Below are 12721 nucleotides of genomic sequence, written 5' to 3'. Positions count from 1 at the left end.
GTTCATGGCACCAGCACCACGTCTTCGCTGTCGCTGCCGCCATGGGCGCTGGTGACCTGCACCTTGGCTGGCGGAATGGGCGAGAGGTTGGTGGTCAGCGACTTCAGCGATCCATCGCCACTGAGGTTGCCGATCAATGCACCGTTGCCGGTGTGGGCGGTGAGCACGGGTGGCGATGTTTCGTCGCTGCTGCTGGCGACCAGGGTCAAGAGACCATTGGACAGGCTGTACTCGGCGCGGGCGATGGTCACCAGGTCGATCAGCGGCAGGGTGGCGGTGGTTACGGTGCTGGTGGGGATGGCCACACTGTTGTCGGCGTGGATGAGCAGGTTGGTACCAGGCGCCGGGTTGACCACCGACTGGGCGTACCAGGTGCCGGTGCCATTGGCCTCGGTCAGCGGCAGGTTAGGGTCCTGGCTGGTGAGTGTGACGGTGGCCGGTGGCGGGGGAGCGAGCACGAACATGTCCTGCTGGGCATGCAGGTCGCCATTCTCGGTACGCCGCGAATACGTGCTGCGCTGGGGCATCAAGGGCGTGGGCAGGCTGACGTCGGAGAGCTTGCCCGACACGGCGAACAGTTCGGTGCGTAAGTCGATGCCGTTGGGGCCTTCGATGCGTACGAAGTTGGTGTTGAACGGGCTGCCGGTGACTCGTTCCTCGATATTGGGGTCGCCGATGAAGCGCTCGCTGCCCTCGGTGTAGGGGCCGTTGACGCTGCGCAGGAACGGGCCGACATCGCCCTTGAGCGCACCGCTGAAGTCGCCTGGGCTGCCGATACCGATATCGCGGGTCATGTTGATTGCCCGGCGCCCGGCGGCAGGTACATCGAACACCTCGACGCCATAGGGATGGGTGATCACATAGGTACCTGCCGCGGGTACGTCGACGCGGATACGCACCCGGGCGAAGCTGACTTGGTCGCCATCGAGCGGACCTCCAGCACCGAAGGCCGCTTCGATCGCTGTGCCATAGCTCAGGTCGATGCCACGGGCAGCATCGACGATAGCCGCGTCGGCGGTGAACCAGAAGGCTTCATCCGGGAAGTTGGTCGGGAAGGCGATGGGTTGTGTGTCGTCGAACACACCGGGTGTCGGCAACAGCGTGCACATGTACGAAGGCGCGCCGGGTGCACCGGCAACCCGCGAACTCACTGCCTTGGTCAGGCACAGGTCGAGGGTGCGACCATGGCTGTCCTGGTACCAGGCGGGGAATTTGCCGTTGTTTTCGGTGTAGGTGCCGGTATCGACAGCGTTGAGCGCAGCCTGTGCGGGAAGCTGGAGCATGCCGGCGAAGATCGCCACAGCCAGCGGGTGGGGTATCGGTCGGAGCATGAGTCAATTCCTCCTGCGAACGAGCCCATGGACTTGGGGCGTCTGTGCAGGAGTCGGCAACAGCCGTGCCAAGTCTCCTAAATCGGGCTGGAGGGCCCGTGGGGCCTGGGTTCTGCTGAATCGCGGCAGGGTGGGGGGTGATGGCGTGGTGGGGTGGGTTCCCCAAGGTTGGGGTTAGGGGTGGGGTCGGGAGGTGGATGGCTATGGGGTGGGGGTGGGGTATGGATCGAGCGCCGCCCGCGCGGGCGCATCGCGAGCAAGGCTCGCTCCTACATCGGTTTCCGGCCAGTAACGCCAGTGTACGACTCGATAGTGCGCCATGCGCAAATCCCGCAGAACTCATTGGACCGAAACAGACGTAGGAGCGAGCCTTGCTCGCGATGCGCCGCGCGGGCGGCGCTCGATCCATACCGCACCGCCCTCCTAAAGACAATCACCTCGACGCCCAGAAATTTCTCCCGCACACTGCGGAAAAAATACCAAGCATGCGACCCCCGGCAGGGGGAACAGCTGGAGCAAAAGATGGCGCGACACATACCCATAACAAACGCCCAGGACACGCTTCACGAATCCCGCCAGGCCCGTTTGAAGCTGGCCAGCGAAGGCGAGTTGCCACTGGGCATGCTGCGCGACGAAATCGACGCTTCCTGGCGGCGCAGCCTTGGCCATGGCCTCGATTGCCTACAGGGCGAACAAGTCGGCCTGGGCCTTGAACACGGCCACGACCTGCAGGCACTGCTCGAACGCAATCGCTTGTTGCTGGACGCGGTCACCCCTGAACTGGATTACCTGGTATCCCGCCAGGGCAAAGCTGGCATCATCATCCTCGGCGATGCCCAGGCCAATGTGCTGGCCATCGAAGGCCAGAAGCATGTGCTCCAGCGCGAAGGACTGCGCGACCTGCACCCAGGCAGCTGCTGGAGCGAGTCATTGCGCGGCACCAACGCCATCGGCACCGCCGTGGTGGAGGGCCGTCCGACCTTGATCAATTGCGGCGAACACTACCTGGACCGACTCAGCCCGTTTTCCTGCACCTCGGTGCCGCTGCGTGACCCGCGTGGCGAGGTGATCGGTGTGCTCGACATCACCCGCGAGGGGGTCATGGCCCAGCCACAGGACAGCTTGTCGACCCTGATGCTGGCGGCAGGCAACATCGAAAGCCGAATGTTCGGCCTGTGCCACCCCGAACACCTTGTCCTGGCCTTCCACAGCCGTCCGCAATACCTCAACAGCGCCTGGCATGGCTTGTTGGCGCTGAGTCTGGACGGCGAAGTACTGGCGGCCAACGACAACGCCTGCCAACTGCTGCAGTTGCCGCGCCAGGGACTGATCGGCCGGCGCAGTAGCGACCTGCTGGGGGAGCGTTCGCCAGCCTTCATCGCGCGCCTGTGGCAGGGTGGGGTGAGCAGCGTACAGACCGCCAAGGGTGAGTTCTTTTTCCGTGCCTTGCAGGTGCCGCGACATGGGCACCTCAATGGCAGCGTGGCGACGAACAAACCTGCACCGGCCGCCCGCTCGCAGGCGCTGGAGTCATTGGCCGGTGGCGACCCGCGCCTGGCGCGCAACCTGCGCATGGCGCGCCAGGGTTTGGGCAATGGTCTGCCGGTGCTGCTGTTGGGCGAAACCGGCACCGGCAAGGAGGTGGTGGCCCGCGCACTGCACCAGGCGAGCCCCCGGGCCGACAAGCCATTCGTGGCGGTCAACTGCGCCGCCATTCCCGAGGGTTTGATCGAGTCGGAGCTGTTCGGCTACCGCGAGGGCGCTTTTACCGGCTCGCGCCGAGGCGGCATGGTCGGACGCTTGATGCAGGCCCACGGCGGCACGTTGTTCCTCGACGAAATCGGTGATATGCCGGTGGCCTTGCAGGCTCGTCTGCTGCGCGTCTTGCAAGAGCGCCGGGTGGCGCCGCTGGGTGCGGGCGATGAGCAAGAGATCGACGTCGCGCTGATCTGTGCGACCCACCGCGACCTCAAGCGCTTGGTGCAGGAGCAGCATTTTCGCGAAGACCTTTACTACCGGGTCAATGGCGTGTCACTGCGCTTGCCAGCGCTACGCGAGCGCGATGACCTGGCCAGGATCATCGAAGCCCTGCTGCACAAGGCCGGCGCCAAGGGCGTCAGCCTCGACCCGGCGCTGGCTGCGCTGCTTGAAGGTTTCGACTGGCCAGGCAACATCCGCCAATTGGAAATGGTCGTGCGCACCGCACTGGCCATGCGCGAGGAGGGTGAACAGGTGCTGACCCTCGATCACCTCACCGACTGCCTGCTCGATGAGCTCGCAACGGGCGGTGCACCGTCGGGCAGCCTGAAGGACAACGAGCTGGAATTGATCCGCGGCGCCTTGGCCCGGCACCACGGCAACGTTTCGGCTGCCGCTGAAGCGCTGGGCATCAGCCGGGCGACGTTGTACCGCAAGCTCAAGCAGTTGCGCAGCTGAATCATGGGGCGATTGTTCGCAAGGCTGGTGGAGTCCAGCGACCCGGTGCTCATGCGCCAGGCGTTAGCCTGGCTGTATGGTTTCGTGCGGCCACACGGACGTGCCATCGCGGTGTTGCTGGGGCTGTCCCTGGGGGCATCGCTGCTGGCCCTGACGCAGCCCTGGCTGGTCAAGACCCTGATCGACGAAGGCCTGTTGGCCAAGGATTACCAGACCCTCTGGCACATGGCGGCGATCATGATCGCTGCGGGGCTGCTGGGCACCGTGCTGGCCGGGGTCAACCGCTACCTGCATACGCGCTTGTCGGGGCGCATCCTGTTTGCCCTGCGCGATGACCTTTACCGCCACCTGCAGCAGCTGTCGCCGACGTTCTACGGACGGCGGCGCATAGGTGACATCCTTTCGCGGCTGGATGGCGATGTGGCGGAAATCCAGCGCTTTGCCGTGGATTCGCTGTTTTCGGCGGTGTCGGCGGTGATCGGCCTGGTAGGCGCGGTGGCGTTGATGCTGATGCTGTCGTGGCAACTGTCGCTGCTGCTGGCGTTGCTGGTGCCCATCGAAGTGCTCTGGCTGCGCTGGATGCGGCGCAAGGTGGAGCGCGAAGTACGCAACCTGCGCGAACGCTCGGCGGATGTGTCGTCGTTTCTGGTCGAAACCCTGCCGGCGATGAAGTTCATCCAGGCAGCCGGCCAGCAAGGCCGCGAGGCGGGGCGCCTGGACCAGCTGGGCCAGGGCTACATGCGCCAGCTACTCAAGGTGCAGGTGACCGAATTCTTCACCCAGGCCATTCCCGGCACGCTGACCTCCTGGTGCCGCGCTTGTGCGTTCCTGGTCGGCGGCTGGTGGGTGATCCAGGGTACCTGGCAGTTGGGTGCACTGATCGCCTTTTCCACCTACATGGGCATGGCGGTAGGGCCGGTGCAGAGCCTGCTGGGCCTGTACGTGGCGGTGCAGCGCATGGCGGTGAGCCTGGGTCGGGTCATGGAGTTGAAGCAGGAGTCCGTGGCCGTGCGACCGGTGGCCGACCCGCGGCCGATGCCTGACGGCCCGGGCGACTTGCGCCTCGAGGGGGTGAGTTTTGCCCATGAAGGGCGCCAGGGCGCGGTGCTGAACAACGTGCAGGTGTACCTGCCGGGTGGGCTGAAAGTGGCCATCAGCGGCGCCTCAGGGGTCGGCAAGTCGACCCTGATCGACCTGTTGCAGCGCTTCTACGATCCGGACACCGGGCGCATCCTGCTGGACGGCATCGACCTGCGCGATCTGGACTTGGCCGCGCTACGCCGACGCATTGCTGTGGTCAGCCAGGATATCGTGTTGTTCCGCGGCACCCTGGCACAGAACCTGGCCTATGGCGTGCCCGAGGCCAGCCGCGAGGAACTGGAGCGTGTGGTGCGCCTGGCGCGGCTGGACAGCCTGGTCGACAGCCTGCCGCTGGGCCTGGACGGCCTGCTGGGGGAGCGTGGCCAGCAGCTGTCCGGCGGGCAGAAACAACGCATTGCCATCGCCCGCGCGGTGCTGCAGGCGCCGGCGATCCTGGTGCTGGACGAGGCCACATCGGCGGTGGACGAAGCCACCGAGCGCGAAGTGATCGCGGCCATCGACCAGCTGTTCGCCGGCCGCACACGCATCCTGATCAGTCACCGTGCTTCGACCCTGGCCGATGCTGACCTGCACCTGTACCTGGATGACGGCCAGTTGCAGGTGCTGCCTCAGGAGGTGATCAAGCATGGCCACTGACGTGCGGGTTGGCGTGATTGACAGCGGTTGCTCGCCTCACCAGGCCAGCTACTTGCTGCAAGGGCGGCGGTTCTGGCTGGAGGACGGCCAGTTGCGTGAAGGTGAGATGTTGCCGGACCAGCTAGGGCACGGTAGTGAGGTGGTTGCCGCTTTGCAGGGCGAGGGCGGGCCGGTGCCCCTGTTGCTGGCCCAGGTATTCGCTAGCCAGGCCAGCACCAGTGCCTTGCAGGTGGCTGCTGCGTTGCTGTGGCTGGTGGAGGCAGGCGTGACGCTGGTCAACCTCAGCCTGGGCCTGCAACAAGACCGCCCGGTGCTACACCAGGCCTGCGCTGAAGCGTTGGCGGCGGGGGTGCTGTTATGCGCATCCAGCCCGGCGCAGGGCGGGGCGGTGTACCCGGCCAGCTACAGCGGGGTGATTCGGGTAACCGGCGATGCCCGCTGCGCTCCGGGTCAGTGGTCGTGGCTGGGTACGCGGCAGGCGGACTTTGGCGGTTACGTGGGCGCGGGCGGCAGGGCGGGCGCGAGCCTGGGCTGCGCGGCCTTGAGCGGTAGGATTGCAGCTTTGTTGCGCGACGAACCGGGCATGGATCGCCAGCAGATTTACGACTGGCTGCGCAGCAATGCAGCGTATGCCGGCCCCGAGCGACGAGGTCTGGGCCATGCCTGAACCGCGCATTGTGGTGCTGGGTGCCGGCCCTGCGGGTGCCGCCACGGCCATAGGCCTGCGGCGGCTGGGCTATGCCGTGATGGTGGTGTCAGATTGGCGCCGTTTCGCAGCAGTTGAAGGGGTTTCGCAGCGGGTGCTGGACGGCTTGCGACATGCAGGTTTGGGCGGGGCCTTGCGCCAGGCCGCCATGCCCGCAGCCCGACAGGTGCTCTGGAACGGCCAGCACCTGCAAACGAACCAGGAGTTCTTGCTGGATCGACAGCGTTTTGACCGGGCGCTGCGCGACGACCTTCAGCGTGCTGGCGTGCGTGTGGTCGAGGGGCGGGTGCGCGAAGTCGCGCATGAGGGCGGTCACCAGGTGCGTCTGGACGATGGGCAGGTACTGATGGCTGATTTCCTCGTCGAAGCGCGAGGCCGTCAGGCTCCACTGGCCCCGGACCGGCTGCGCGGACCGGAGACGGTCAGCCTGCTCAATGTCTGGCAAGGCAGCCCAGGGGCGCCTGCGTCGGCGGTGGAAAGCCTGGAGGATGGCTGGGCGTGGATGGCGCGGTTAGAGGATGGCCGCTGTTACTGGCAAGTCACCCTTGACGCGGCCGGCCTGCCAGGCAAGGCCGGATTGGCGGAATACTGCGTGGCGCGGCGGTCCCACAGCGCGCTGGTGGCCGAACTGTTCGATGTCCAGGCGCTGGTTCCGGCACCGGTGCATGCACGTAGCAGTACCGCGATTCTGGCTGGCGCATGTGTTGGTCAAGACTGGGTGCGGGTGGGCGATGCAGCGATGGCCGTTGACCCACTGTCGGGTAACGGGATTTTCCAGTCACTGTCCTCGGCGTTTCAGGCGCCGGTGGTCATCAATACATTGTTGCGCAAGCCTGAGCGCGCAGGATTGGCGCGGCAGTTTCACCAGCAGCGGGTCGAGCAGCTGTTCTTGCGCTTTGCCCGGATCGGACGGGATTTCTACAGGCAAGAGCAGGGGCGCGCAGGGCAACCGTTCTGGCTTCAGCGGCAAGATTGGCCGGATGCGCAGCCTTTGCACATGGCGGCAGACTGGCATGCAGTGCGGGTCGAACGGCGGCCAGTGCTGCGTGATGGGCTGGTGGACGAAACCGAGGTGGTGGTAACGGCGGATCAGCCATTGGGGGTGTGGCATTTGCAGGGGATTGAGTTAGCGCCGGTGGTGAGTGCGTTGCAGGCTGGCCAACCACTTGAGAGCGTGTTGCAAGGCCACCCTGATCAGCAGCAGACCAGGGTGAGGCGCTGGCTATGGGAGCAGGGGTTCATTTGACCTTTCTGGGGAATACCGCGGAAAACTATCAGAACTACCAGTTGTGGACAGCGGTCTCGCAATGCTCAGATATGACACCGATCTTTCGAGAACCGTTATGAAAAAGCACTGTTTTTACCAAGGTGGCCGGCTCTCGGCTATCGGTTCCATTGGCCAGATTAGCGTAATCTTTCGAAGTGATTCTTCCCCCCTTGCTGAGCAGCGGGCGGGTGCGCTTGACAAGACCCTGTTACTTTCTACCAGCGCCACAAACTCGATCATGCATGCAGCACGCGCAGTCGTGTACGCCCCTTATGGCCATTTTGATGTGTTAAAGCATGGGGCCATACTGGCATTCAATGGCCAGGTCCGTGACTCAATGACGGCATGTGATCTTTTAGGGAACGGAAAAAGATTATACAGCTCGACGCTTATGCGCTTCTTGTCTCCTGACACCTACAGCCCCTTCGGCTTGGGTGGCATAAATACATATGCGTACTGTGGTGATGATCCGATCAACTTTACGGATCCGAGCGGGAATATTAAGTATCGAATAATGAGCGAAAGGGAAAATTCCAAGAGGCTCCGGGATCTCGCGCGAAGGCAAAATTCACGGACTCTTCGGGAGATCGCGGAAAGGCAAAATTCACGGACTGTCTGGGAAATCGCGGAAAGGCAAAATTCACGGACTCCCCGGCAAATCGCGGTTGTCAATCCTATGCACAACGGCGCACCTGTACAGCGACAGGAGCAAACTAGAGCCGTTCAGCAATCGGGCGCATCCACAATAGGCAATCTCAATCGCCTGATGGAAGGCTTTACGCCTGGAGAGCGACAAATGACAGATAGTATTTTGGCCTATGCGCTAGCCAATCATAAATTCGGAAAGCCTCCGACAGAACTATCTAAGGCTATCGTTCCCATCTTCATTGCTCGTCAATTGAGCCTGGAAAATGGGAGTGTAACACCTGTCACCAGAGAGCGATTGTTGCGCGTCTTCACTAATGCAACGCCTGAGGGGCGTGAGCGCAGTGCAAGCATGTTTGAGCAATTAGCCCAAACATCAATTGCTGCTTATCGCGCAAGAGCTAATTTATGAAGCGCGTTCATTGTTCCGCGCAGGTTATGGCACTGGTAACATTGACCTAAGGCGGTCAGCGTTGTTGGGCAACTTCATGGCCCTTTACGGCAGCCTCGGCATTTCAAATTAGAAGCAATAAGCGGTGAATAACTCCCTGTAGGCGCCGGTATCTCCCCGCCCTGTTTTTGCCGCCATTGTTCGCACTGCGCAGGGGCTAATAGAACCCCATCAGCGGGCTGATCAGCATGACCCTCCACTCCACATACAGGTCTAGGGTCTGTATGAAAAGTCTTGAGACGAAGGTCAGGCAAGGCGAAAACAGCCGAGGAGGCGGAGTTTACGGGTTGTAAATGAGCATTCCGCGGCTGTTTTCAACGCATTATCACCGACTTTCAAGGCTTTTCGTACAGAGCCTAACCAAACGCCCGTCAGTTTTGCCCTGGGTCACGTATTCGACGGCCTGACGGCGTGCCGTTTTGGTTGTACAGCTCGTTGGCCTGGGTGGGGGCGGTGACCACCAGGGCGAGGACGCAGGCGAGAGTGTGCCCAAGGGTGTGCTCCCTGTTTTTGTCGTTATTTTTGGGCGTGGTTGTGCCGGCCCTTTCGAGGAGCACCGCGAAAGGGCCGGCACAGGAACGGTCAGAGCTTGATCAACACAGACTTCAGCTCTGTGTAATGCTCGATCGCTGCCGCGCCCATCTCTCGGCCGACGCCGGACATCTTGTAGCCGCCAAACGGCAGCGCCGGGTCCAGCGCGCTGTGGCAGTTGACCCACACCGAGCCAGACTTGATCCGCGGAATCATCCGGTGCACCGCGCCCAGGTCGTTGGACCAGATGCTCGCCCCCAGGCCGTAAGGGTTGTCGTTGGCCATGGCGATCACCTCATCCAGGTCATCGAACGGCATGGCGACCAGCACCGGGCCGAATATTTCTTCCTGCACCAGGCGGTGGCGCTGGTCCACATCGACGATCACGGTCGGCTTGACGAAGTAGCCCGGCCCGAAACCTTCACCGCCGCAGGCGATGGTCGCACCCAGTTCACGGCCCAGTTCGATATAGCCGGTGACCCGGTCCTGTTGCTTGGCGGAGATCAGCGGGCCCATCTGTACCGCCGGGTCCAGACCATTGCCAAGTTTCATGCCGTTGGCTATTCCGGCGATGTCGGCCACCACGTTGTCGAAGTGCTTGCGGTGCACGTACAGCCGCGAACCGGCGCAGCACACCTGGCCTTGGTTGAAGAAGATCGCGGTGGCAGCGCCAGCGGCGGCTTCCTGCAGGTCGGCATCGGGCATGACGATGGTGGGTGACTTGCCGCCGAGCTCTAGGGTGACGCGGGTCATGTTGTCCATGGCCGCCTTGCCGATCAGCTTGCCCACCTCGGTCGAGCCGGTGAAGGTCAGCTTGTCCACGCCAGGGTGTCGGCTAAGGGCGGCGCCGGCATTCAGGCCGGTGCCGGTTACGACGTTGAGCACACCAGCAGGATAGCCAGCTTCATCCACCAACTCTGCGAGTTTCAGGGCAGTCAGCGGCGTTTCGTCGGCAGGCTTGAGCACCACGGTGCAGCCGGTAGCCAGGGCTGGGCCGAGCTTCCAGCAGGCCAGCAAAAGCGGGAAGTTCCAGGCAACGATGGCACCGACCACGCCCACTGCTTCGCGGCGGATGAAGCCATGAAACTGATCGTTGGGCATCAGCGGCATGGACGCCTCGACGGTACTACCCTCTATCTTGGTAGCCCAGCCAGCCATGTAGCGCAGGAAGTCGATGGCCAATTGCACGTCCATCACCTTGGCAACCACCGCGCTCTTGCCGTTGTTCAGGCATTCAAGCTCGGCCAGTTGCTGCGCGTCGCGCTCCATCAGGTCGGCCAGGCGCCACAGCAGGTTCTGACGCTCGCGCGGGCGCATGCGGCTCCATGGCGAATCATCGAAGGCCTGGCGGGCGGCCTGCACGGCACGGTCGACGTCGGTAGCATCGGCGGCTGGCACTTCGCCTAGGATTTCCCCGGTGGCCGGGTTGCGAAAGGAAAGCGTCTGGCCACTGGCGGCGTCCTGCCAGTCGGCGCCGATGCGCATCTTCAGCTTGCGTTCGAGGAAGGCGCGGGTAGCAGGCAGGATGGGCAGTTCGCAAAGCATGGGGCTGAGCCTCTTGTCATTGGATGTGACGGGCACTGGCGCAATGGCCATGCCAAGCTCGCCCCGTGTGCGCAAGGGCCTGAAATGCCTAGGGTTTGTCGCGCTGCACGCGAGGGGGTGCGCCGTTGCGCTGTTGCACATTGAGACGCTGTGAGACGGTTGTGAAACAGTGACTGTCGCGCTTGCCCGAGCAAGTGCGCGCTCGCAGGTACCTGACTGGCCCTTGGACTCGTGGCCGCGGGCTGGGATCGCGCGCGCCCCGCCCGCCAGGCCCTGTCTCAGGATGAAACACCGTGTCGCGAAATGGCACGCTGCGCTTCAGGCGGCAATCCCTCGAGTTGGCCGTGCAAACTGTCCAACCGCCTGAAATTCAACGTTTTTGCGTGACCTGGCATAGTTTCTGTATCGCAACCGATACATGCACACCTGTTGTACCAAAGCGTGCGAAAACCATAAGAAAAACACCGTGGAGGTCTGACCTTGAAGACGACTCGACTCCGGCGGCATGCGGGTAAGCTGGCACTGGTTGCCGCCGCACTGCTGAGCACCCAGGCCATGGCGGCCGAGCAGGGCCCGAGCCTGTTACAGAACAAGTGCATGGGGTGCCATATCCCCGAAGGCAACGACACCTACAGTCGCATCAGCCACCAGCGCAAGACTCCGGAAGGCTGGCTGATGAGTATCGCCCGCATGCAAGTCATGCACGGCCTGCAGATCAGCGATGACGATCGCCGCACCCTGGTCAAGTACCTGGCCGACAAGCAGGGCCTCGCCCCGAGTGAAACCGACGGCGTGCGCTATGCCATGGAACGCCGGCTCAACACCGTCGAGCACTTCGACGAACAACTGAGCCAGACCTGCGGTCGCTGCCACTCCGGTGCCCGGGTGGCCTTGCAACGTCGTCCCGCCCAGGAATGGGAGCACTTGGTCAACTTCCACCTCGGACAATGGCCGTCCTTGGAATACCAGGCCCAGGCCCGTGACCGCGACTGGCTGGAAATCGCCCTCAAGCAAGTGGTGCCAGACCTGGCCAAGCGCTTCCCGCTTGAGAGCCCCGCTTATGCGGCATGGGAAAAGGCCAAGCCCAAAGCCGATACGCTTCAGGGACAATGGGCGTTTAGCGGCCATATGTTGGCCAAAGGTGATGTACGCGGCGTGATGACGGTCACCCCCGACCAAGGTGACACCTTCAAGGTCGACGTCAAAGGCGCCTACGCCGATGGCACGCCGTTCAATGGCAGCGGCTCGGCGATCCTCTACAACGGCTACGAATGGCGCGGCAACGTAAAGGTCGGTGACAGCCACCTGCGTCAGGTGTTCGCGGTGCTGGATGGCGAAATGAAAGGCCGCATGTTCGAGGCCGAACACGACGAGCGCGGCCTGGACTTCAGTGCCGCCCAGGCGGGCAAGGCGCGTCTGCTGGCCGTGCAGCCGGCCTTCATCAAGGCCGGTACCGAACAGGAAGTCACCCTGGTAGGCAGTGACCTTGCTGGCAAGCCGGACCTTGGCGCAGGTGTACAGGTGACCGAGGTGCTGGAGTCGACTCCAACGTGGGTTCGAGTCAAGGCGCGAGCCGCGGCCGATGCCACGCCTGGCCAGCGCGAAGTGACCGTGGGTGCGCTCAAGGGCGCAAGCCTGGCGGTTTACGACAAGGTCGACGAAGTGAAGGTCGTGCCGGCGTTTTCCATTGCCCGTATCGGCGAGAACGGCGCTTCTGTGCCCAAGGTTCAGGGGCGCTTCGAGGCCGAGGCCTGGGGCAAGGACGCCAGTGGCCAGCCGCTGCGCATCGGCTACCTGCCGGCGAAGTGGAAGGTCGAGCCGTTCAACGAACGCGCGATCGAGGACGAAGACGTGAAGTTCGCCGGCACCATGCAGGCTGACGGTGTGTTCGTGCCGGGAGGCGCAGGCCCCAACCCTGCGCGCAAGATGATGACCAATAACGCCGGCAACCTGAAGGTCATCGCCCAACTCGAAGATGGCGGCCAGCAGGGCGAAGGCCACCTGATTGTCACCGTACAACGCTGGAACAACCCGCCGTTGCCTTAAGGGCTGTGGCGGACGCGTATTCCAAC

8 protein-coding genes are annotated in these 12721 nt (G+C 63.3%); 6 read left to right on the top strand and 2 right to left on the bottom strand.

Annotated features, from left to right (window positions below; all coding sequences use genetic code 11):
* Positions 1 to 2: 2 nt before the first annotated feature.
* On the bottom strand, positions 3 to 1331 hold the full coding sequence (locus tag P3R38_RS12725; protein ID WP_277686197.1) for a hypothetical protein: 1329 nt from the start codon (positions 1329 to 1331) through the stop codon (positions 3 to 5).
* A gap of 522 nt (positions 1332 to 1853) precedes the next feature.
* Between P3R38_RS12725 and P3R38_RS12720 the strand changes: the two genes are divergently transcribed.
* The 5 genes from P3R38_RS12720 to P3R38_RS12700 all read left to right on the top strand — a co-directional run bounded on the left by P3R38_RS12720 (position 1854) and on the right by P3R38_RS12700 (position 8534).
* Positions 1854 to 3767: a sigma-54-dependent Fis family transcriptional regulator gene (locus P3R38_RS12720; RefSeq protein WP_277686196.1), complete on the top strand. Its 1914-nt coding sequence runs from the start codon at positions 1854 to 1856 to the stop codon at positions 3765 to 3767.
* A 3-nt stretch (positions 3768 to 3770) separates the two neighbouring features.
* Positions 3771 to 5504 (top strand): ABC transporter ATP-binding protein, encoded by a 1734-nt coding sequence (locus P3R38_RS12715; RefSeq protein ID WP_277686195.1) that lies wholly within the window; start codon positions 3771 to 3773, stop codon positions 5502 to 5504.
* Positions 5494 to 6171, top strand: coding sequence for a S8 family serine peptidase (locus P3R38_RS12710; RefSeq protein WP_104883885.1), 678 nt, complete (start codon positions 5494 to 5496; stop codon positions 6169 to 6171). The genes P3R38_RS12715 and P3R38_RS12710 overlap by 11 nt, the downstream gene beginning before the upstream one ends.
* Complete coding sequence (locus P3R38_RS12705; protein ID WP_027906926.1) at positions 6164 to 7456, top strand: FAD-dependent monooxygenase; 1293 nt, start codon at positions 6164 to 6166, stop codon at positions 7454 to 7456. Before P3R38_RS12710 ends, P3R38_RS12705 begins: the two co-directional genes overlap by 8 nt.
* A 97-nt stretch (positions 7457 to 7553) precedes the next feature.
* A complete protein-coding gene (locus P3R38_RS12700) occupies positions 7554 to 8534 on the top strand; it encodes an RHS repeat-associated core domain-containing protein (protein ID WP_277686194.1) in 981 nt (326 codons plus the stop codon).
* Between the two features lie 621 nt (positions 8535 to 9155).
* Here P3R38_RS12700 and P3R38_RS12695 read toward each other — a convergent pair.
* Positions 9156 to 10649 (bottom strand): aldehyde dehydrogenase family protein, encoded by a 1494-nt coding sequence (locus tag P3R38_RS12695; RefSeq protein WP_104883887.1) that lies wholly within the window; start codon positions 10647 to 10649, stop codon positions 9156 to 9158.
* Positions 10650 to 11129: 480 nt separating this feature from the next.
* Between P3R38_RS12695 and peaA the strand changes: the two genes are divergently transcribed.
* On the top strand, positions 11130 to 12695 hold the full coding sequence (gene peaA, locus P3R38_RS12690; protein ID WP_277686193.1) for a quinohemoprotein amine dehydrogenase subunit alpha: 1566 nt from the start codon (positions 11130 to 11132) through the stop codon (positions 12693 to 12695).
* Positions 12696 to 12721: the final 26 nt, after the last annotated feature.

It is taken from the genome of Pseudomonas sp. NyZ480 (assembly GCF_029537255.1).
GTDB lineage: Bacteria > Pseudomonadota > Gammaproteobacteria > Pseudomonadales > Pseudomonadaceae > Aquipseudomonas > Aquipseudomonas taiwanensis.
The sequence above is the reverse complement of the archived record's forward strand: the minus strand, read 5'-3'. Positions and strand labels throughout refer to the sequence as shown.